At 38.9% G+C, this 22,396-nt stretch carries 15 protein-coding genes; 10 read left to right on the top strand and 5 right to left on the bottom strand.

The window, feature by feature from the left end; genetic code table 11:
* The first annotated feature begins 416 nt into the window (after positions 1-416).
* The 4 genes from QNI15_RS28235 to QNI15_RS28220 all read left to right on the top strand — a co-directional run bounded on the left by QNI15_RS28235 (position 417) and on the right by QNI15_RS28220 (position 5,611).
* The gene (locus QNI15_RS28235) at positions 417-2,198 is read left to right on the top strand and encodes a carboxypeptidase-like regulatory domain-containing protein (RefSeq protein ID WP_314034987.1); all 1,782 of its coding nucleotides are present in this window, start codon (positions 417-419) and stop codon (positions 2,196-2,198) included.
* A gap of 439 nt (positions 2,199-2,637) precedes the next feature.
* Positions 2,638-3,828 carry an acyltransferase family protein gene (locus tag QNI15_RS28230; protein ID WP_314034985.1) on the top strand — a complete coding sequence of 397 codons (1,191 nt, stop codon included), beginning with the start codon at positions 2,638-2,640 and terminating at the stop codon, positions 3,826-3,828.
* A 27-nt stretch (positions 3,829-3,855) separates the two neighbouring features.
* Complete coding sequence (locus QNI15_RS28225; protein ID WP_314034984.1) at positions 3,856-4,896, top strand: sensor histidine kinase; 1,041 nt, start codon at positions 3,856-3,858, stop codon at positions 4,894-4,896.
* A 13-nt stretch (positions 4,897-4,909) separates the two neighbouring features.
* On the top strand, positions 4,910-5,611 hold the full coding sequence (locus QNI15_RS28220; protein WP_314034982.1) for a LytR/AlgR family response regulator transcription factor: 702 nt from the start codon (positions 4,910-4,912) through the stop codon (positions 5,609-5,611).
* 293 nt (positions 5,612-5,904) lie between these two features.
* Here the strand turns inward: QNI15_RS28220 and QNI15_RS28215 are convergent, their stop codons facing one another.
* Together QNI15_RS28215 and QNI15_RS28210 are read right to left on the bottom strand one after the other, a co-directional pair.
* Positions 5,905-6,627, bottom strand: a complete 723-nt coding sequence (locus QNI15_RS28215; protein WP_314034981.1) for a hypothetical protein — start codon at positions 6,625-6,627, stop codon at positions 5,905-5,907.
* 521 nt (positions 6,628-7,148) lie between these two features.
* The gene (locus QNI15_RS28210) at positions 7,149-8,288 is read right to left on the bottom strand and encodes a dienelactone hydrolase family protein (RefSeq protein ID WP_314034980.1); all 1,140 of its coding nucleotides are present in this window, start codon (positions 8,286-8,288) and stop codon (positions 7,149-7,151) included.
* 354 nt (positions 8,289-8,642) lie between these two features.
* On the opposite strand from QNI15_RS28210, the gene QNI15_RS28205 reads away from it, so the two are divergent.
* Positions 8,643-9,092, top strand: coding sequence for a response regulator (locus tag QNI15_RS28205; protein WP_313986556.1), 450 nt, complete (start codon positions 8,643-8,645; stop codon positions 9,090-9,092).
* Between the two features lie 386 nt (positions 9,093-9,478).
* Positions 9,479-11,785: an ATP-binding protein gene (locus QNI15_RS28200; protein ID WP_314034979.1), complete on the top strand. Its 2,307-nt coding sequence runs from the start codon at positions 9,479-9,481 to the stop codon at positions 11,783-11,785.
* A gap of 768 nt (positions 11,786-12,553) precedes the next feature.
* On the opposite strand, the gene QNI15_RS28195 is transcribed toward QNI15_RS28200, so the two are convergent.
* Entirely contained in the window at positions 12,554-14,923 is a 2,370-nt protein-coding gene (locus QNI15_RS28195; protein ID WP_314034978.1) for an ABC transporter permease, read from the bottom strand.
* A gap of 259 nt (positions 14,924-15,182) precedes the next feature.
* On the opposite strand from QNI15_RS28195, the gene QNI15_RS28190 reads away from it, so the two are divergent.
* Positions 15,183-16,016, top strand: a complete 834-nt coding sequence (locus QNI15_RS28190) for a hypothetical protein (RefSeq protein ID WP_314034977.1) — start codon at positions 15,183-15,185, stop codon at positions 16,014-16,016.
* A gap of 193 nt (positions 16,017-16,209) precedes the next feature.
* Here QNI15_RS28190 and QNI15_RS28185 read toward each other — a convergent pair whose 3' ends face one another.
* The gene (locus QNI15_RS28185) at positions 16,210-16,896 is read right to left on the bottom strand and encodes a DUF1349 domain-containing protein (RefSeq protein WP_313986561.1); all 687 of its coding nucleotides are present in this window, start codon (positions 16,894-16,896) and stop codon (positions 16,210-16,212) included.
* Positions 16,897-17,189: 293 nt separating this feature from the next.
* On the opposite strand from QNI15_RS28185, the gene QNI15_RS28180 reads away from it, so the two are divergent.
* Both QNI15_RS28180 and QNI15_RS28175 read left to right on the top strand, forming a co-directional pair.
* On the top strand, positions 17,190-18,041 hold the full coding sequence (locus tag QNI15_RS28180; RefSeq protein ID WP_314034976.1) for a phosphodiester glycosidase family protein: 852 nt from the start codon (positions 17,190-17,192) through the stop codon (positions 18,039-18,041).
* A gap of 84 nt (positions 18,042-18,125) precedes the next feature.
* On the top strand, positions 18,126-18,872 hold the full coding sequence (locus tag QNI15_RS28175) for a PepSY domain-containing protein (protein ID WP_314001350.1): 747 nt from the start codon (positions 18,126-18,128) through the stop codon (positions 18,870-18,872).
* 494 nt (positions 18,873-19,366) lie between these two features.
* Here QNI15_RS28175 and QNI15_RS28170 read toward each other — a convergent pair whose 3' ends face one another.
* Positions 19,367-19,690 carry a phosphoribosylpyrophosphate synthetase gene (locus tag QNI15_RS28170; protein ID WP_313986565.1) on the bottom strand — a complete coding sequence of 108 codons (324 nt, stop codon included), beginning with the start codon at positions 19,688-19,690 and terminating at the stop codon, positions 19,367-19,369.
* Positions 19,691-20,068: 378 nt separating this feature from the next.
* Between QNI15_RS28170 and QNI15_RS28165 the strand changes: the two genes are divergently transcribed.
* On the top strand, positions 20,069-22,198 hold the full coding sequence (locus QNI15_RS28165) for a sigma 54-interacting transcriptional regulator (RefSeq protein WP_314034974.1): 2,130 nt from the start codon (positions 20,069-20,071) through the stop codon (positions 22,196-22,198).
* Positions 22,199-22,396 lie beyond the last annotated feature (198 nt).

Here is a 22,396-nt window from a genome sequence, read left to right as displayed (position 1 = left end):
TCGTTTTTAGGGAATATTACTCTTATATGCCTTGTTTGTAAGATTTTACGGTATTTTAGCAAGAAGTATTTTACTGAAAAAAGCTATTTAAAGTAGACAAAGTCACTAAAGACTATTCATAACCTTACTGTGCAAGGGCATATATTGTATAAATCCTATTTTGGATTTCTCTGGTGAGCAGTATTTCCGTTATAGAAAGTAAAATTAGCTGCTGGTAAGATGTAATGTATTCTTGCTAATGGAGAGATATAGGGTTTATTAACAGAGTAAAATGATTGATAATCATATATATATGTAATTGTCTCTTGGTCTTGTTTTAGGAGGAAATATAAAGAGCTGTATCTTTGATGGCGAAAAAGTCTCTAAAGAAACATTTAAAATGGTCGTTTTTGTTTAAAACAAAGGATTACTCTTTTATGAGATCACTCTATACATTTATCCTGCTATGTGCACTTGTATTGTTCAACGCCTGTCGGAAAGATGACGTTGATAAAGAAATTGTCGATCCCGATCCGGTTACTCCAGACTTAGAGGTGAAAGTGGCTTCAACTATTACAGGGTTTGTAGTAGATGAAACAAATAGCCCTGTAGGTTGGGCTACTGTTAATGTTGGTGATAAATACATCAGAACAGATGAGTATGGTTATTTTAAGGTGGCTGATGTATCTGTTGCCAAGATTGCTGGTCTGGTTAAAGTAACAAAGAGCGGATATATAGACGGATACAAGACAGTTATACCTTCTGCAGGTAAAGAAAGTTTTGTGCGTATTAAACTGGTACCCAAAAAAGAAATTGGTACAGTTGCTGCTACTTCAGGAGGTACTATTACCACTACGGATGGCAGTAAAATAACTTTACCTGAGAATGGTGTTGTAAATGCTGTAAGTGGTGCCACTTACAGTGGAAATGTTCATGTGACTGCAAGCTGGCTGAATCCTGCTAGTACAGAAGATTTGCAAATGAATATACCCGGTGATGCAAGAGGTACAGACAGCAGTGGTCATTTGAAGGCATTAAAAGCATACAGTACTATTGCGGTCGAACTTACTGCTGATAATGGACAATTGCTTCAGATTGCAGAAGGCAAGTCGGCTACTATCAGTCTTCCAATTCCATCGGCTTTATCAGCTGAAGCGCCAGCTACTATTGACTTGTGGAGATTTGATACAACAACAGGATTGTGGAAAAAAGAAGGTTCGGCTACCAAAACAGGTGATGCTTATGTCGGTAATGTTTCTCACTTCTCTTTTTGGGAAGCAGCAGAAGGGGGCTCATTTGTCAATTTAGCTGTGCGCGTTGTAGATGCTTCGTCGCAACCTTTGGCGAATGTACCTGTGAGCATAAACATTGCGGGACTGCCTAAAAATGCTGGATACGGTCGTTTTGGGTTTACAGATGCCAACGGATATATCAGTGGGGCTGTTTTTGCCAATAAAGACCTGGTACTGGATATTCTTACTCCTTGTGCTATTTCTGCTTATTCGCATGATTTTTCTACTACCTCTGTAGATCTGGATTTAGGAACGTTGACAGGTAATCTGGGACAAAGCCAGGTAACTATTACTGGTACTGTATCCAATTGCGAAAATCAACCTGTTGCCAGTGGACATGTACAAACCTATGATGGAGGGTTTTACAACCGGATTGCTATCAGCAATGGCAATTTCAGTTATACAGGACTGGCCTGTACCAATACAGATGTTAATGTGATAGTAGTGGATAATGCAAACTATCAGCAAAATGCACCTAAAACAGTAACCCTGCATTCAGGGGTGAATAACCTGGGTGCATTAACTGCTTGTGGTACAAGTACGCTGGGCGTTATTACATACACCTATGACGGAGTAACTACAACTATTGAAGAACCTACAGATACATTAGGTGCTTATTTGGCAACTCCACAAAATATCTGGACACAGATTGTTACATTGAGTGATGGGGCAAATAACAGCCAGAAGATGTCATTTCAGTTTGATGGTGGTATGGCCCTTAATTCACAACATGCTATAAACGATGTCTTTTGTAATGCTTTTCCAAGTGGAAGAGGATATTGGGCTACTCCTATTCAGGTTACTATTACAGAGTATGGAAAAGTGGGTGGGTTTATAAGTGGTAACTTCAGTAGTCAGATGCTGGATTTTGGCGATAACTCTTTGCATACGCTAAGCTGCACCTTCCGTGTCAGACGAAATAACTAAAAGTTGAAATGAATAAAAAAACACTCTTTATTTAATACAAAGAGTGTTTTTTTATATACATATATTACCCTGATTTCTGAAAATCCAAGATACAATAGGGTACAAAGAGAGCAAAGATCACCTCAATCACGAAAGGTAGCATAGGTGCGCAGGGATAAAAATTCCGCGGGCCTAGCGTTGGTCCTGTGGGGCGAAGCTTTGGAATTTTTTGTCCTTTTTTGCGGCTGGCACACATCCTGGCCCAACAAATTCTCATTTGTTGTCCTTTTTTGGACAAGCAAAAAATGAAGAGGTCAGTGGAAGAACAATGATTGGCACAACAAGCAAACTTGGATATAGAAATCAATACTACTACATCACCTCAAACCTTCCATTCGTCAAAAATAATTGTGTGAGGCCATCCATAACATAGCTTTGTAACAAACACTGCTACTACACTATGAACTCACGACAAACCTACCTGGATTGGTTACGTATCTTTGCCATCATTGGCATGTTATTCTTTCATTCGGCAATGGCCTTTGTAGCTGAAGAAGGCTGGCACATCAAAAATAAAGATACCAGTAATCTGTTACTCGAGTTTAACTTCTGGCTCAGTCGGTTTCGGATGCCACTACTGTTCTTTATTTCAGGTGCTGTCGCGTGGTGGATTATGGAAAGCAAAACAGTTTCCTCGTTTATTGGCTTGCGATTTAGACGGTTATTTTTGCCGCTGGTTTTTGGGATATTGGTAGTAGTTCCTCCTCAAATTTATATGGAGCGGCTTACCCAAGGCTTTAAAGGAAACTTCTGGGATTTTTATCCTACTATGTTTAGTGGCAACGTCTATCCCGAAGGCAATATCAGCTGGCATCACTTGTGGTTTATTGCCTATCTGTTTGTATATGATGTAATGCTGGCTCCTTTTTTTGGGTGGTGTAAAAGGCCTGACGGAAAAAGATTTCTCCAGAAACTGAATTGGTTTGCCTCAGGACTACGTATATATTGGCTAACTGTTCCTGTAATTATCTTGTTTAGCCTGTATTGTATAGATTATCCCCAAACGCACGATCTTATACATGATCCTTGTTACTTTGTATACTGGATGTCTTTTCTGTTAATAGGATATTTTTGTATGGCTAATCCTTTGTTGCTGGGCTCATTGGAGCATAATCGCAGGATTTCGCTTACGCTGGCATTTGTGATTATCGTCGCTATTAATTACCTGCGCTGGAATAACGTGGAGCCTTTTGACACCTTATCTAACTGGCGGGCAGATATACGAACCTATCTGTATCTGGCACTTTATCCCTTTACTGCCTGGGCGTGGGTATTTGCTATTATTGGCTATGGCAAACGATATTTGAACAAACCGAACACTAGCTTAAACTATCTGAATGAAGCCGCCTATCCGTTTTATATTCTACATCAGACGGTTATTATTGTCATTGTGTATTATGTAGTACAGACTACTGATACTATTGGGCCAAAGTTTCTATTTACTTCCTTTGTTTCTTTGCTGATTTGTATGCTGATTTACCATACGCTGATCCGACCATTTGGATGGATGCGATTTCTGTTTGGAATGAAACCTCAGAAATTATCTACTAAGGAGCCTGTACAGACAAAACAATTGGCAGAAGCAGGTTAGCAGATGTTGTATTATTAAAAATACCCAATGAAGTTTTTTCGGACATATCTTTTTCCTGCACTCTTTGGATTGCTGATTTATATCTGCATTCGGCTGGTGAACGATGTGATTTCAGATACGAAGTTCTGGAAGAGAGACTGGGAAATTAATGCTATTGAGATCTTTTTCAGTGTTGTGGTAGGGTATATATATGATTTAATTGTGCGGCACTTTGTACAGAAGTTCAGCAGACAACAGTATGCTGCTTTTACTGCTGGTATTCTTCTTAAGGAATTTGTGGTCGTATACTTGTTTTGTTTTCTGGTTCTGTCTGTGACTATGATACCTATGGCTGCATTTACAGACGATGGGCTGCAGTTATATGATGTCATTAATATCAATCTCATTCCTGGCTTATTCGTTTTATTGTACTATGCTATCGCAAGAGGGATGGCATTATTACAGTATACCTATGAGCAAAAAGTGCAGATTGAAAAGATGCAGAATGATCAGTTACAAACAGAGTTGAAGTTCCTGAAAGCCCAATACCATCCACATTTTCTGTTTAATGCACTAAATACAGTGTATTTTCAAATGGATGAAGATGTGGCAGGAGCTAAAAAGACACTGGAGAAGTTTTCACAGTTGCTTCGCTATCAGTTATATGATCAGCAGGTAACTGTGTCTGTAGAACGGGAAATTGCCTATCTGCATAATTTTATAGAGTTGCAACGTATCCGCAGTAGTAGTCGTTTGCAGCTTCAGGTAGAGATTGACGAAAGTTTGAAAAAACAACAGATCTACCCATTGCTCTTTTTACCTTTGATAGAGAATGCATTCAAGTATGTAGGAGGGGACTATCACTTAACCATTTGTTTGCGACAACAGTCCAATGGAATTAGTCTTGATGTTTATAATTCACTACCATTGCTGGACTATACTGTGGAAGGAGTAAAACAACGTTCGGGTGGAATAGGGTTAGACAATCTGCGCCGCCGCCTGGAATTATTGTATCCCAATGCACATACATTGGAATTATCCCGGACGGATATGTTATTTAAAGCCCGGTTATTCATTCAAACGCACTAAATAAATTGCCATCATGCGATGCATTATCACTGACGATGAACCTTTTGCCCTTAAAGGAATAAAAGGCTATGTAGAGAAGATAGACTTTCTGCAACTGGTAGGAACCTGTGAAGATGCACTTCAGTTAAACTCGTTACTTAAACAGCAATCGGCAGATCTGTTGTTTCTGGATATTGAAATGCCATTGTTGTCAGGCATTGACTTTCTAAAACAACTGACTGCGCCACCAATGGTTGTTGTTACAACTGCCTATGAGCATTATGCATTGAAAGGATATGAATTGAATGTGGTTGACTATCTGGTAAAGCCTATTCCTTTTGAACGATTTCTGAAGGCTGCCAATAAAGCATATGATCTTTTTCGTTCACAAAGTCAGTCAACGCCAGAACCTGATTTTCTATTTGTAAAAGTAGATGATAAACTCATTCGGGTAGAACATGATACTATTTTGTACTTGGAAGCCCGTGAAAACTACGTGATGATTTATACTACTACACAGAAGCTGCTGGTACACATTACATTAAAATCCATAGCAGAACAACTCCCTGCCAGTCAGTTTGTACAATGTCATAAGTCGTATGTAGTCAATACCCGAGCCGTAGTACAGGTAGAAGGAAATGTTTTATTTCTAGGCAATGCACAGATTCCTATGTCCAAGACACTTCGTGATGAGGTAATTAATCGGATTGTAAATAATAGGTTGGTGAAGAAGTGATTTTTTGTGTAATAATGCTTGCTGATAGATGAAGCAGATCGGAGAGATGGATATACAATAAGGATAACAGCTATTTCTGGCGGCTTTCTTATTGGTGATTAGTATTATTTTTTTTAACTTCTGGAGCTTCTGAATATTCTTCTTGAATTGCTCTGTCTTTTCAGGAAATGGGTCAAATTTTCCTGATACTATATCATGTAGTATTTCTGCAACATCAGAAGAGGTAGTTTTCTTTGTATTTTTTTCTAATTTTATCATAACTTATCACGGTAAGCAAAACAACCTTGCAATATCTATACGCACACTGGCAATACCACCTTTTCTTTTACGCTATGTATCGAGGTTGGCAGAAGTGAATCTTGGAAGTGATAATTACTTTGTGGACGAGTTGTATATGCAAACAATATAAAACGTGGTGATTTTTCATTTACTCCTAATGAGTAATAAGACACGGTAAGAGCTTTCTCCGGAATCTGATCTGGTTGAGTACTGGTTATTGTTTGTACAGATGCTTTCTCTATCTGTTTCACAAAGTGTAAGGCTTTGAATAGTTCAAAGTCCATAAATTCGTATTGCTCAGCCTGTTCAAGCTTCTTCCAGATATCGTAGGCTGTTTTAATGCGAATGCGTACCTGATCGCGCTTCAGTTCTTTGAGAACATATTTAGCTGCATTGTCTTTATCCTTTTTCTTTTCTAGTACAGCCAGGTGGTACTCATTGCGTTTGTATTGGGCATTGATCTCTTTATACTCTTTTTCCACTTTTTTGAGTTGTTTGTCTCGTTCCTTAGAGGCTGGTTGGGCTTCTAATTCCGTTTTTTGTTGAGTGGTATGAGTCAATAGGGTAGTGAAAAGAGTCTGGTTGGCAATAGATTGTTTCTCATCTTTCTGAATGGCTAAGATGCGTTGCTCCATCCGGAATAGTTCATGGTTAAGGCGGGCTTCATAGACCATTAGTCGGTAATAGTCAGATTTGTATTTGCGGATAGCGGTTGTATTGGTATGATAATGAGGCATATCTTTATATTAGAGTACTAATGTTTTTTACGTGATTTATTTATCCTAAAGATACAAAAAATAACAGCGCTGTTGAAGGCGTTTTAGCCATTGTTTGATATTTTTTTTGTTATTGATTATCAGTTTATTGTGCCTTTATTTTTTTCTTTTTACTATGAGGTGTTTGTATAGATATATTACTATCTTTGGAAAAGCTGTAAGACCCTGCATGACAAGAGGATAGCCAACCTATGGCTATTTGTTTCGTATAAGCCTCAAAATCAGACTTTTATTAATGTATCACCAAACCTGTAATTTTTTACAGGGTAAAATTCTTTTTACTACTATGGAGATGAACAGAACATTTCGGTTTGTACTTGCCCTTCTGATAGGAGGTGTAGTACTTTATTTGGCTTATCATTTTGGACTTATCGTAAATCCGTCTCCCAGGTAGTTCTTCTTTTGCTTGCTACAATTGCAAGTAGCATACAGTACCCTCTCAATGCTGGATTCCTGTATGCTGGCAAGTAGTTGACTGTGTCTTAAGGCATGTGATAGTTTGTAAGGATTGTCTTTAGTGTTCTGCCTTCTTCTTTTCGGATAGTGTCAGTAAATGCATTGGGGGGTGTCTGCTTCAAAATTTGGCTGCAATAGCCTGTGACAAGCTGGGTGATTATTTTGTAACTCTTTTCTGCTGGGCAGCCTCCTGATTGCTTTACTATGGTAGGATATACTGAGAAATCACCATGGGAGGTATTCAGGATTTTATAGATCTGTTTAGGACCCTGTAGCACTGTATTAAAGTTATATACAGAATCGATAGTTGCCTGGTCTTCGGTTGAACTACTTTCCAGACGCAGATAAGGCGTTTTGTTTGATACAAAATCATGGCTTATCTGATTAAAAAGGCTGTCTTCTTTGGCATCTAAGCCATAGTGGTGAAATTCTGACCCATCCAGAGATATGACTGCATCGATGTCGGTATGTGTCATCCCTAGCACTACACCCGCCAGGCCTCCCCAGCTATAACCAACTACAGCTATTCGTGAAGAGTCAACCTCTGGCAGTTTTTTTAAATATTTTAGTCCGAAAGCTGCATCCGAAACCTGTTCCATCAGATCGGCTTGTTGCATGGTCATATCGCCTGGGTAGCGACCAATAGAATTAAATGAGGCAACGATATAGCCATTCTTTGCCAGATTTTCCAGTAGTTGGATATTTTCATATCCCATCCCATTGTAGCTAGCCATATATAACACTAGTGGAAACTTACCTGCGGCAGCCTTAGTGTCTTTTCTGGATTGAGTGGGTGAAGCCAGGATCTTTTCGACAGAAGAACAATGGAAAAAATCGGTGAAACTTTTGGCAAGCTGTGTTGAAAATCCATCACCTGCATGTGAATCTGTGTAAAAATTAGCCCGTTGTTCAAACAGGGAAAGCATATTGCCAAATACCAGAACAGAATCTGTTGGTGAACTATCTGCTGGATACCACATATCGATATCTATAGGGCGATAATGCAGATAGTACGTTTGAGGGCTATCTGACTTATACAAACGTGAACTATCAGTGATTTGTATTGTTTTAAAGCCTGAGAAATAAGATACACGTTGCTGAGAAGATTGGCAAGATAGCAATAGTATAAGTAGGCATATAACTAAACTGGAGGAAAATACCTTCATAGAAAAACAGGTTTATAGAATGTGTAAAAAATGATAGTTGAAATTGCAAAATTGGTTGAAAGGCTACTTGTTTTTAACTTTCTTTAACCTATACAATGAGTGTAGCTAGATTTCTGATAAAATACTGTTAAAAAAATTAACTTTTTGGTGTAGTTTTTGCTAAATGAAAAGGTTTTAAAAAGTGAGTCAGATACCTATTAGAGAGGATAAAAAGAAATAGTATCTTTACTTATTATAGGTACTATTTTACAGGAGATTTGGGCTAACTATCTAAGTTAACTATATTTGGGTATCAGTTTGGTCTGATTGAAGATGTCTATTGAAAATACTAATGTTTTGGGGCGCTGAGCTACTATGAATAATAAAGAATCTTTATTGGTCTATTTGGCTGATGATGACGAGGATGACCGGATGTTTTTTACGGATGCTGTAAAGCAAAACTCCCGGTCAATCCATGTAGATAGTAGTACCAATGGTGAGCAATTACTGCAAAAAGTGTTTAATCAGGATTTATTGCCCGACGTTGTATTTTTAGATTTAAATATGCCTAGAAAGAATGGTTTGGAGTGTCTGCAAGCCATTCGTGCCAATAGTACAACACAACATATCCCAATTATTATCATTTCAACTTCTTCGGCTATCGAAAATATACGAAAGGCAAACTCTTATGGAGCTAATTTCTATATACAAAAGCCAGATGATTTCTTTGAGCTGAAAAGATTAATAGAGATAGGAATTCAATTCTCACTGGCAGAAAGAAAAGAAGAAGATGTCTTTTTACTCAACGAAGTACTTTCTGCTTAAATAGTAGGGCAAATCAAACAATAGAATACACCACTGCGCAACTGTAAAAGTGGCATGGTTTTTTAAATACAGGGTGTATGAGTTGGATTTTATTTATTGTTGTCCTAATCATAAAAGTGCTACAGCATAACTCGGATAAAACTTATATAGAATTGATTTCCTGACATTGTAATTAGAGAAGTCTATCATTTTTAGTCTAAGTGTATTGTTGTAAAGATAAACTACTTATCCTGCCTTTTTCTGATTGCTTGGGAAGATGCATATCCTAAGCCTGACAAAAATATCTGCTCTGAAATGAAAAAAGTATACAGAAGTTATACCAGAAAATCTGGTGGCCTCTGCTTCAAAAAAGAGGCGTAGATGTATAGACAATAATTCAATCAGGAATGAATAAAAAAATAATTGTAGATATTCAGAATAAGACTTCTGTCTCTATCGACTCTTGTGAAAAAGAACCTATCCATATTCCGGGAAGTATACAGCCTCATGGGTATTTACTGGCAGTTACAACCGATACACATATAATTACTCATTGTAGTGCCAATGTCGAAAAATTCCTCCACCAGCCACTAGAGCAGGTGCTGGGATCTTCGCTAGAGACACTGTTTTCAAGTCAGTATCATTCTATCACTGCGTTCCTTGAAAATGAACAGGCAAGGACCAATGGTACCTTGTTGGTAGAACACCACAATGGTTTTGGCTATTGCCATTTATCTGTTGTTAAAAGTAACAATTTGTATATACTGGAGTTTGATCAGTGTGCTGATCTGGCAGAAGATTTATCAGCCGCCAGAGCCGGTATTAATGAACTCCTTATGCTGGTGCAGAAGCCACAAAGTATACAGGCATTGTGCCAGGCTATGGCCGTTTATGTACAGAACAAACTGGAGTTTGATCGGGTAATGATTTATCGATTCCATCCTGACTATAGTGGAGAAGTGATTGGCGAAGCAGTTAAGGAAGGTATGGAACCTTATCTGGGATTACGTTATCCTGCGGGTGATATACCACCTCAGGCCAGAGAATTGTATTTGCGCAATAAAATACGTATTATTTCTAATGTTAATTATCAGCCTGTTCCGCTTTTTACCTATGTAGACGGGGATAAGTCGCCTGAGCAACTGGACCTTTCCGACTCCTTTCTGCGCAGTGTTTCTCCTATACATATACAGTATCTGAAAAATATGGGGGTAACGGCCTCTTTTTCACTCTCCATTATAAAAGATAACAAGTTATGGGGACTCATTGCCTGTCATCATAATACACCTAAACATCTGAGCCCTAGCCAGCGTCAGGCAGCCTTACTGTATGGACTAGTATTGAGTTCACAGTTAGACGTATATGAGCGGGCTGAATCCCTGCAACTGGTAGCTAAGGTAGATGAAGCACTGGATGTGTTGTTGAAGAAGCTACAGCGGGAAGGTCTGGATGTGAATAGAATCATAATAGACCCTTCATTAGAACATATATCAGGTGCTACAGGAGTCATTGCCCTGATCAAAGGCCGGATTTATCGTAGCGGGGATACTCCTTCTGAAGAAGATACCTTAGATCTGCTCAATTTTTTGCATGACCATGCTTCCAGTGGAACGGTAGTTACACAAAAACTCATTGACATTTATCCGGAAGCAGAAGCCTATGCAGATGTTGCCTCTGGTGTTATTTACCATCGGTTAACTAATTCAACAGATGATGCCATTGCCTGGATTAAACCTGGATTGGATCATGTAATTACCTGGGCTGGGAATCCTGAGAAACCTATGGAGAGAGATAGTGAAACACACCAACTCCAACCACGCACCTCATTTGCGGCATGGAAGCAGACAGTGAAAAGCGAAAGCACTGCATGGCATAATCATCAGATTAATGCAACCTATTTGTTTGCCTCTGCTCTACAAAAATACCTGCATCTGGCCTATCTGAAAAAGGAAGAGGAAAAACAAAGATTACTTGCGAATGAGTTGAAGAAGTCCAACGAGGAGCTGGATAATATTAACTGGATTAATGCACATGATCTCAAAGAACCTCTTCGTAAGATTCGGGTGTTTATTTCACGAATGCTTCAGTCAGAAGAACTACCAGAAAAAATTGAAGGAGATCTGCAAAAAGTAAATAAGTCTGCCATGCGGATGCAGGTGCTGCTTGAAGATATTATGAATTATGCACGGGTAGCAGCACGAGAACAACTGCATAGCCAGGAAGCAGATCTAAATGTGGTATTACTTGATGCATTGGATAATTTTTCAGATGAAATACAGTCCAGAAATGCCATAGTATTTGTACATCCTATGCCTGTGATCTATGGTAATGCCTTTCAGTTGAGACAACTGTTTACCAACCTGCTTGGTAATGCCCTGAAATTCACTCCTTCAGATAAAACACCTGAGATTACGGTATCACATGCGCAAAGTCCGACAGATGAAGTAACAGAAGCGGATCTGACTCAATATTTTGTCGTCAATGTCACAGATAATGGGGTAGGGTTTGAAGATCAGTATAAGGAACGTATCTTCCGGTTATTTCAGCGATTGGACAACAATGTACATGGTACTGGTATAGGCTTGGCGATTTGTCGCAAAATTATGGAAAACCATCAGGGTAAAATTGATGTAAGTAGCCAGCCTGGTGTAGGAACTACCTTCCGATTGTATTTTCCTATTGAGTTTATTAAGCCTGCTACGCTTACCAATTAACTTCTTGAATAAGAATAATAAAAGAGAAACATTGTTATACTAACAGTAGCAATGAAGGATGCTATTAGTATAACAATGTTTCTTTTCTGTGCTCTTATTCTTTCTTATCCCTCTTAAATGTCACCTTCACTGTTCTCCTGAAAAAGCCCTCACCTCCTGTCCTTCTGAAAAAAACTTGTAACAAATAGAGCTATCTCTGGTTTGTGAGAAAAAATATACTCCAAATCCTGAGGTCGTTGGTCTTGTAATGAGATCCCAACGGCAAGATAGAAGGGAGATTGGTAATGAAATTTCTCAAGACGCTTGCATTAAGTCAAAGACAAGTAATGAATAAACATCCAAGTCTCCGCTAGGTTACACAGGATACACATGGTTACACCTTATGTTACACTTTAAGTTATTGACAATGAGGTAGGTAACACTGGTTACGCATTTTTGCCTTTTTTCGCAAAAGTTCCTAGGAACAATAGAGCAAGTATATACTCCCTTTATATATACTATATATAATATATAAATACACGCGTATAGAGAATAAGTGTAACCAGTGTAACTAGCTTCATTTACAGTGTTTTAGAAGTGTAACATAAGGTGTAACCATGTGTATCCTGTGTAACTTACCTTATTGTCAACCATTTACCACAAATTGAGGCTTGCTTATAAGACTCTCGTATCTAATAACTTTGAAAGAAGTAGTCTGAATCGTAGGCAATAGGGAGAAAAGAGCCTTTCAGTCCGTAATTCGGACTATATACAAGTACTTATAAACGCTTATTCCGATCTCAGTGATTTCACAGGATTCATTAGGGCCGCTTTGATAGACTGAAAGCTGACCGTTATCAGTGCAATAAGAATCGCCAGGAGACTAGCTGCTGCAAATACCCACCACGAAAGAGAAATCTTATAGGCAAAGTTTTCGAGCCAGTTGCTACAAACATACCATGCAATAGGAATGGCAATGATAATAGCCACTATAACCAGTTTCAGGAAGTCAGAAGATAAAAGTGTTACAATATTACTGATAGAAGCTCCCAATACTTTCCGGATACCAATCTCCTTTGTACGTTGTTCCGCAGTAAAGGCAGCCAATCCAAACAATCCTAAGCAAGCTATAAAGATGGCAAGGCCTGCAAAGAAAACCGCCAGTGTTCGTACAATTGTTTCACTTTGATACAGTCGGTTATATTCTGCATCCACAAAAGAATATGTAAAGGGGTATTTTGGGTTCATTTTAGCACAGATAGCCTGCAAGCTGGCTAATGCCTGTTGGGTTTGTCCCGGTTGAGTACGGATCAGAATATTGTCATAGTTCCAGGTCTCTGCCAGTCGGATAATCAGTGGCCGGATAGGCACATGCAACGAATTAAAATGGAAATCTTCGATAAGACCCACAATCTTGCCAGGTTGCTTACCAAATGTTAGTGGTTGTCCAACAGGGTCTTTATATCCAATGCGTTTGGCTGCTGCTTCATTGATCAGGTAATTGGTCGTATCTGTGCCATAACTGGGTGAGAAATCCCTGCCCTGTAGTACTTTGATTTTCATGGTTTTGGTAAAATCATAGCCTATCCAGGTATTATTAAACTGAATGGCTGAGGTAGGGTCTTTTCCAATCCAATGTACACCATCTGTAGTATTTCCATTATACAAAGGATCCGTTTGCATATGGGTAACCGATTGGATACCCGGCATCGAAAGGAGCTCCTGTTTAAAGGCTGTATAGTTGCGGGCAATCTCTCCTTCGCCCTGTATCCTGATCAGATTTTCGCGGTCATATCCCAGATGTTTGGTTTGGATATAGTCCAGTTGTCGATAAATGACCAGAGTACCAACAATAAGCAACATCGAAAGTACAAACTGAAATACTACCAAACCCCGACGAAACAACAACGCACCGGAACCAAACCGTAGTTTGCCTTTTAATACATTGATAGGATTAAGAGAAGAAAGGAAGAGTGCCGGATAACTACCCGCTAATAAGCCCATGATTACAAGGATGCCTGCTAACACCAGACCAAAGGCCGGATCGTGAAATGGCAATAGTAATTCCTTGCCTGTTAACTGATTGAAAGCTGGAAGGATAATAGATACCAATACTAATGCAACACCCAAGGCTAAAAAAGTAAGGAACATAGCTTCTCCTAAAAATTGTGCAATCAAGGCAGCACGGGGAGCACCTACTACTTTTCGTACGCCTACTTCACGGCCCCGGTTTACAGAACGGGCTGTTGCCAGGTTCATAAAATTGATGGAGGCAATTAGTAACAGAAACACTGCCACTATAGAAAACAATTGTACATATTCAATCCGACCACCGGCCCGATGCCCATCTTTAAAGTCAGAATACAGGTAGGCTTCTGTTTCAGGTTGCAGAAACAGCTCAATGTTAAACGTTGGCCCTATATCTGTATTCCGCCCTTTGAGAAATGTTTTGAGCTTGGCATTTAGCAAGGCAGGATTAGCATCCGGACGAAGCTGGATTCGAGTGCCTGGACCCGCATTACTCCAGTCCATGAGCCAGGTTTCGCGTTGCAAATACTGTTTCCAATTGCGTAAGAAGTCATAAGGCTCAGGTGAGTTAGCAGGGAGGTTCTCAAATACAGCGGTGATCTGATGATCAGCATAGTTATCAAACCGGATTATTTTTCCTATTGCCTTTTGTGGCGTACCAAAATAAATCTCAGCGAGTTTACGGGAAATGGCTACGCTATTAGGGGTAGTTAGTGCAGTTGTTGCATTTCCGGCAAGAACTGGTATACTATACATAGTGAGCCAGTCTGCACCTACAAAATGCCCTCTTTGTTTGGTGCTTTTATTACCAACACTAAGCAGATGCAATTCTGAACCAGAAAATCCGGACGTATACTTTATTTCCGGAAACTGTTTTTTGAGCTCATCCGCTAGTAAGCCGGGTGTATCTTCGTCTGTTACAATCCGCCCATCTGCAATCTCATGTTCCATAATCCGATACAGGCTGGCACTATTGGGATACTGTTTACCTATACTGACTTCATCCTGTATCCATAGAAAAATAAGCAGGCTGGATGCAATGCCCAATGCCAGTCCCAGAATGTTAATTACTGAGAATGCTTTGTTCCGCAACAGATTGCGAAAAGCAACTTTAATGTAGTTAAAGAACATAGTAACAGCTTTATGGAAAAACAAGTGAGAAATCATCTTTACGATGATATTGACTGCGCAAACATTTTGCCAGAGCTTTTCTATGCAATTTTAGGCTCTAAATTGGTTGTAGAAGGAAATTTGATTGTTCATTTCCGGACAATGAATGTTCACTAATGAACTGGTAAAAATGATGATGATCTATTGTATTTCTTGATAATATATTCTTCTGTTACTTTTACAATTAGCTTTATAATCTATCTATTAACTGATTTTATCTATGAGAAAGACTCTTACTATTTGTGTATTATTTCTTTGTTGCTTATCTGGTTTTGCACAGTCCAAACCGTTAGATCAAATGACGATTGGCCAGATTGACTCAGTTCAAAAGAGCATCGAGAGGAAATATGCAGAACTTGATTCCATACGAAATGCATATAAGCTGGATTCCTTGTCGTATGAATTACATAAATTAGAACTGGAAGTCTCAGGGAAAGAAAAAAATTATACGGCATTTATGGTGTTTACCCAAACATCATTTAACAAGGTATCTTCTTTTAATCAGGAATTGCAGGGATTAGGTTTTCCAACATTGACGAGTCATTCAACAGGTATAGGATTTGGAATGGCTATTAAAAGAAAACGTCTCCTGCATGAAGGTTTTTTAGTGGTAAATTTTAATAATAAAGTAAGTAAAGGAGATGACAAAGTCTGGATGAGTGGAGAAAATATCTTTAATTATCAGCTAGGATTCGCTGTATTGAATAGGAAACGCTTTCAACTGTATCCTTTTGCCGGCATTAGTTATGGCCTTGTTTCCATCGAATTGAGAAAAAAAAGAAATATGACCGATCCAAATTCATTAGAAGGAATTGCACAGGCAATAAATGAGGCTCGTATTTCGAAAAATGAAATACAGATAAATACAGGTCTGCAATTAGATTACCATTACAGTTTTAATAATGGCTTATCTGGTTTGATCATTGGATTAAAATACGGACTTTCCCGAGATGTCTTATCGGATAATTATGCAGCCAATGGTACAAAAGTGAACTATAATCCTGATATAATTTATAGAAATACTTTTTTGGCGCTATCTCTTAAGATATATTGAAAATAAAAGACTGCCATTCAGTGATTGTAATTATATATCGCTGAATGGCAGACAAATCAATATAATGGCATAATACCTTTCAGATTCAGAGTGTATCTACTTTGGTTTTCAGCCATAAATCTAACTACAGATTTATGGAGTTACACTAAGAGCTATTTACTATACTGTACCTCTGTCAATGTTTCTGAAAAAGTTATTCACCTGTATTAAAGTCCTTAAATCCTCTTGGTACGTAACGGATGTCAAGGAAATCTACTACACACTTAGGGCCTTTGGGAGATTGAGCATAGAAGCCAATCTGCATGGGAGCTGTTGTTGCATAAGCAAACGTGCGCAAGATGTTCCAGGTTTTGCCGTCTGTGGAATAATAAAAGCAGAATACTTTTCCTGCTTTGGCTACTTTCAGGTATATTTCCTTGGCAGCTACCTGTATATGGTAATTATCGTCAGTCTTTTTGTCTTTGATTACAGAAGAACCTACTCCGATGTGTTTCTCATCCAGTTTTTCGAACAAAAGTTTTGCCCAGTTTTCGCCATCACTGTACAGGAGAATAGCTCCTCCATCATACATCGAATTGAATGGAGTTTTAACTTTTGCTGAAAAAATAAAGTTAGAGTCAGGTTTAAATAATAGCTTCGGTGCATTGTTGGTATAGTAGGAGCCATCTACAAACGTATAAAGGTCTGTACCTTTGGCCGCAGTAATTTGTAGCGAGTTAGGTGAGGTAACCTTGTACAGCTCTGGTTTATCAACCCACGTCCAGCTATAAGGTACACTTTTGATTTTTACACTATCCCCAGGTGAGGATATAGACAATGCATAAGATACCTGGCAACACAACAGCAACAATGTGCTGCAGATGCATACTAATTTGTTCATAAAAAAGATGTGTTGTAAGTGAGTGTGATCTATCTCTTATACCCTAATTGAGAGGGTACAAAACCCTTCGATCAGAAGGTTGACAAACATAGGTAAAGTTTTTGACAATGGATTATAGATTTTTGAGTGAATACCCGCTTTTTTATAGAAAATAGGGAAAACAGGTCGGTTTATTGTGGGTTTGACAATTAATAAGTGTACTTTTTGTGAAAAAATATTCGTTTTCCGACTTTCTCTATGAAAAATGAGTGGTTGAGAAATATGGTTTTAACTCATACTTTATACTCTATACTATGCCCCTTCTGAGAACTACTTTTCTTCTACTTTTTTTGCTGGTTACTGGCTCTTTTGCCCAGAAAGAAACCGGCTGGACTACATTAGATAAAGGTTTGGACTATGCTGAACTGGCTGCTCCTGTCAAATCCATTTATGGGGATTCAAAGATTACGGTACTCAGAATTGATCCTAAGAGCTATGAGTTTTTTCTGGAGTGTGCTACCCATCCTAAAAATAACTATAATTCTCGTCCATTGGATGAATGGTGTAAGCAGAAAAAGTTTGTTGCAGCTATTAATGCCGGGATGTTTGACGGCGATGACCCTACGCAACCGGGCCATGCCTTTATGTGTAATAGAGGGTATATGAAAAGCTTTGACCATGTGAATAGCAGTAAAGTTACAGGAGAGAAAACCGTAATTTGTTTTAGCCCAAAAGACAAATCCATGCCCTCTTTTCAGATTGCAGATATTCAGAATTGCGAAACCTTTGCCAATCTGAAATCCAAATACAATTGCCTGATTCAGGGTATTCGTATGATAGACTGTAAACAGCAAATACGCTGGCAAAAGGATAAAAAGAAATGGAGTGTTTGTGTGATGGGAATGGACAAAGCAGGAAATGCATTGTTTATTCACTCCCGATCCCCTTATACTATGTATGAGTTTATTAGTATGTTACAGCAACTACCTTTAAACTTAAAAACACTGATTTATCTGGAAGGAGGCCCGGAAGCATCCCTGTATGTATCTTCAGGGAGCAAAACCGTACAGCGATTTGGTAGCTATGAAACGGGCTTTAACGAAAATGATGGGAACGATCATTTCTGGAAGCTGCCTAACATTGTGGGAATACGAAAGAAACCCTGAGATTTTGCCCACTAAACTGTACAGAAAATCCTGGTGGTACAATTGTAGACTTAGCACTTCTTATCAAATGGTAGTACTTTATACATGAAACGATCTTTTCACTTTCTTACTCGCAAGCTACATCGGTATCTGGGTCTTGTATTAGGCATTCAATTCTTGTTCTGGACCATTGGCGGACTTTACTTCAGTTGGTCCGATATGGATGAGGTACATGGGGATCATCAACGGAAAGCCGCTTCTCTGATACCTGTTAATGGGGCAATCGTTTCTCCGGTACTGGCCTTGCAAAATCTTCGCGACGTTCGTCCCATAGATTCCGTTGCTGCACTTTCTCTTATTCAGATACTAGGCAAACCTGTTTATCAGATCAAATGCCAGGCACATGGCACACATCAAGCAAAGACCTATCTGGCAGATGCATTAACAGGGAAGTTACGAAGCTCTCTTTCAAAAGAAGAAGCGATACAGGTCGCTCAACGGCAATTTACTATGCCTGCATCTGTGGTTGCAGTTGAATACCTGACTACAACAAACGGCCATCACGAATACAGGGAGCAACCTTTACCAGCTTATGCCGTTACCTTTGATCATCCTTCACAAACTACAGTATATGTTGCCGCCGAATTAGGCACCGTGCAAAAGTTCCGCAATAACAAGTGGCGTGTTTTTGATTTTCTCTGGATGTTACATACAATGGATTACCAGAGCAGAGACAATATAGGCAACTGGGCTTTACGGTTATTTTCGATCCTGGGTTTGCTTACTATTATTTCAGGCTTTGTTTTGTATTGGATAAGCTCCAAACAAATTCGAAAGCTAAAAATGGCTTGATTATGAAAGTGTATCTTATCTGCCGGCTCATGAATAACATAAGCCATCCCGAATTTTAGGAAAAGAACTTGACTGAAAATACCTTGGGAACAAACTAAAGGCACTACAAAGAGAGTAAAGTTGCCTTTAATCGCGAAAGGCAGTGTAGGTGTGTAGGGTTTCCTTTTCCCGCGAGGTTGGCCTTTGGCCTTGCGGGTGGAAGGATCGGGAAAAGGTGCCCTTTTTGGGCTAGCACACAGCCTGGCTCACCAAACTCTCGTTTGGTGCCCCTCTTTTGGGCAAGCAAAAAAGTGACATGGTAGGCAGAGTGATGAAAGAGACATTAAACTAATGTAGAAAAACACAAGCAAAAAATGAAGGGGCTTAGTGGAAGGACAATGTAAGGGACAATAGGCAAATAACAAGAGATTAATTCTCAAGAATAAACCCAAGCCCACACTTTCAAAAGCATAGGCCTGGGTTTTACTCATATCCAAAATTAGGGATCACTCATGTTAGTGTGTCGACAATTTTTTTATCATTTCATCTGAGACAGGATCTGAATAGACTCCAAATGCATTAATAAGAGTACCTTTTATAGTATCTTCTTTCGCTGATATGGCGTAAATAATATTCTCATCGCCAGGATCTGTCTGTCCTTCAAAACGAAATACCTTATCAATCTGAAAGTCGGCAGGCATAAGTTTCTGATGGTTTTCACCAAATCGTATACAATCAGTATCCAGATTGAAATCATGTTCATAACCTGCCTGTTTAAGCCAGGTCAATGCTTCTGTCATGGTATCAAAAGCAGGGGAAGTATTTTGTTGATCCATCATCGTAAATAGGTTGAAACTATGTATATGAATAAGTCAAATTTTATGCCTATACGTGTAATATATTGATAGTCATTGTTTTTTTGTGATAAGGGTTACTTAGGAGCTACGATATATCGTAGTTTTATGTTCCTATCTCATTCTTGTAGTGAGATTGTATGTCTATATTACGTCACATTGACATTTATTTGTATATTACAAGTTAGACATAAATGCATAGAGCCAGAAATGAATGAAGTATGAATAAAAAAAGAAGAAGATTGTATATAGTAAGAATCTGTTTTCCTATGCATCTATTCAATACCTGTTCTCGTAAAGTACAGCTACATTGCAGGTAGGGACACCATTTATTTTTTTATCTTCTATAGACCACACAAAAACATGAAAGAAAAAGCTATCAGCCTTACTGATGGTTCAGAGCTATCTATTGCTTCTGAATCTCATATCCGAAAAAGAGAGGTATTGAAGATACAACTACCAAAGGAAGTTTCTGCTTCTTTTCTACTTAGATTTTCTCAGGATATGGCTGCTGTGCAGAGTAAAAGAGAATTTGTGGCAACCATGCACTCTTATCTAAAGCAGTTGTTGTCTTATGAAGATTTCCTGGTCTGTACTCTGATTGATGGGAATACACGCCATCGTACCTTTTTTTATTCTGTGTCAGCTGAATCCAATGAAGGATACCCTGTAGAGGATGGTTTCTTTCCTATTGTACTTCGTGCCCAACAAATACTACAGTTTGATCTGGAAGAAATACATCAAACCGGGCAGGTTGTGCCTTCTTATATAAAGAATAAATATCAAAAAGGGATCAACCTGATTGTCACAGTACCTCTTCGTGCACGAAAAGAGGAAGTGGGAGTTTTATTTCTGCTTTGTAAAGACAAGAATAAACTTGATCCCAATGTACTTAATCTGTTGCAGGCAATGTCTTATTCCATTGCTTTTACAGTTGCTGGTATTTTAGCCAGTGAGGAAATTGAACGAAGAGAGAAGGAAAAGAGACTTTTGTTATCCTTTAGTCAGGCAATTGCGGCGATCCGTTCCAAAAAAGATTTGCTGGAAGTGGCGACTCAGCAACTTAGAGAGATATTTCTCTGTAAGGATGTGACTATGTATAGGATTCCAGAAACCTTCAGTCAAAATCTTGCACACGTCTCCTCAATTGATTCTGAACGTATAGTGGCTAGAATACTGGAATCAGAAAAGCCTCTTATTTTTTCTGCACATGAACTCAATGCCGAAGATAACCTTTCAGAGTATGGTCAATCATTAGTTAAGGAAGGAGTAGAAGGATATATGGCAATGAGGCTTATCTATGGAAATCGTACGATTGGAGTAATTACATTACTAGCAGAAAAGAAAAATATATTTCAGGAAAAGCAATATAGCCTGATGATGGGTGTTGCAGCTCAGCTATCTATCGCACTTTCTAATGCAGCAGCAAACGAGCAAATTGAGAATCAATTGGTAGAGATACGTCGCTATAAAGAACAATTAGAAAAAGAGAATATTTATTTTCATGAGGAGGCCGTTACTACTTGTAATTTCTCTGGGATAATAGGAAACAGTGTGAAAATGCAGCAAGTTTATACACTAGTTTCTCAAGTTGCGGATTCTACGGCAACCGTTTTGCTGCTGGGTGAATCTGGAACAGGTAAAGAGATGATAGCCCAGGCTATTCATACTACTTCTTCCCGAAAAGAGAAGCAAATGATTAAAGTGAATTGTGCTGCACTACCCCTATCATTAATAGAGAGTGAGTTGTTTGGTCATGAGAAGGGAAGCTTTACAGGGGCGATAAGTCGCCGGATGGGCAAGTTTGAGCAAGCTGACCAGAGTACTATCTTTCTCGATGAAATAGGGGAGTTGCCACCAGAGGTGCAGGTTAAGCTGCTTCGCGTATTACAGGAAAAGGAGATTGAACGGATTGGCGGACATTCACGTACAAAGGTAGATATACGAATTATCGCGGCGACGAATCGTAATTTGGAAAAAGAAGTATCAGAGGGCCGTTTTCGGTTGGATTTGTATTATCGGTTGAATGTATTTCCGATTACCCTTCCACCTTTGCGTGAACGAAAAGAAGATATTCCACTTCTTGCAGAGTATTTTATGGCGCGTTATGCGAAAAAGGCAGGAAAACGTGTTGCAGGTATTGCAAAGAACGTAATAGACTCTATGGTGCTCTATCCATGGCCTGGGAATGTAAGGGAACTGGAGCATATGATGGAAAGAACTGTCCTGCTTACAAATGACCTTGTTATAAAACAAATAGACCTTCCTATGATTATGCCAGAGAATACAGGTATAAATACAGATTTTACCCAGATAAAACCCTTACAGGAAATAGAGCGTGAATATATACTCCATGTTGTAAAAGTGTGCAATGGCCGTATATCGGGCCCACATGGAGCTGCCATCAGACTAGGACTTCCTTCTACAACCTTGCTATCAAAAATGCAAAAGCTTGGAATCAGGAAAGAACATGTTGTGGAAGATCAACGATAAACATGTGCCATCCTAAATTTTGAATGGCTTGTTTGTTCTTTTTCTAGCTCTCTTTCTGTTTCTTATGTCTCATGTTTTTCTGGAAAAAGGTCTATAAATAAAAAACACCCTAGCAAACCTCTCACTGAAAGAAACGCACCTCCTCGCTGTCCTCCTGAAAGGATCTCTTGACAAATAGAGTTGCGTTTGGATTATGAG

Origin of the sequence: Xanthocytophaga flava (genome assembly GCF_030068545.1) — a bacterium.
GTDB classification, from domain to species: domain Bacteria; phylum Bacteroidota; class Bacteroidia; order Cytophagales; family 172606-1; genus Xanthocytophaga; species Xanthocytophaga flava.
This window is presented reverse-complemented; position numbering and strand designations above follow the sequence as displayed.

Coding starts and splice junctions, on each gene's coding strand:
- QNI15_RS28185 (WP_313986561.1), bottom strand. CDS start 16,896: ATGAACAAATTAGTATGCATCTGCAGCACATTGTTGCTGTTGTGTTGC.
- QNI15_RS28170 (WP_313986565.1), bottom strand. CDS start 19,690: ATGATGGATCAACAAAATACTTCCCCTGCTTTTGATACCATGACAGAA.
- QNI15_RS28230 (WP_314034985.1), top strand. CDS start 2,638: ATGAACTCACGACAAACCTACCTGGATTGGTTACGTATCTTTGCCATC.
- QNI15_RS28200 (WP_314034979.1), top strand. CDS start 9,479: ATGAATAAAAAAATAATTGTAGATATTCAGAATAAGACTTCTGTCTCT.
- QNI15_RS28215 (WP_314034981.1), bottom strand. CDS start 6,627: ATGCCTCATTATCATACCAATACAACCGCTATCCGCAAATACAAATCT.
- QNI15_RS28165 (WP_314034974.1), top strand. CDS start 20,069: ATGAAAGAAAAAGCTATCAGCCTTACTGATGGTTCAGAGCTATCTATT.
- QNI15_RS28195 (WP_314034978.1), bottom strand. CDS start 14,923: ATGTTCTTTAACTACATTAAAGTTGCTTTTCGCAATCTGTTGCGGAAC.
- QNI15_RS28205 (WP_313986556.1), top strand. CDS start 8,643: ATGAATAATAAAGAATCTTTATTGGTCTATTTGGCTGATGATGACGAG.
- QNI15_RS28225 (WP_314034984.1), top strand. CDS start 3,856: ATGAAGTTTTTTCGGACATATCTTTTTCCTGCACTCTTTGGATTGCTG.
- QNI15_RS28235 (WP_314034987.1), top strand. CDS start 417: ATGAGATCACTCTATACATTTATCCTGCTATGTGCACTTGTATTGTTC.
- QNI15_RS28175 (WP_314001350.1), top strand. CDS start 18,126: ATGAAACGATCTTTTCACTTTCTTACTCGCAAGCTACATCGGTATCTG.
- QNI15_RS28180 (WP_314034976.1), top strand. CDS start 17,190: ATGCCCCTTCTGAGAACTACTTTTCTTCTACTTTTTTTGCTGGTTACT.
- QNI15_RS28220 (WP_314034982.1), top strand. CDS start 4,910: ATGCGATGCATTATCACTGACGATGAACCTTTTGCCCTTAAAGGAATA.
- QNI15_RS28210 (WP_314034980.1), bottom strand. CDS start 8,288: ATGAAGGTATTTTCCTCCAGTTTAGTTATATGCCTACTTATACTATTG.
- QNI15_RS28190 (WP_314034977.1), top strand. CDS start 15,183: ATGAGAAAGACTCTTACTATTTGTGTATTATTTCTTTGTTGCTTATCT.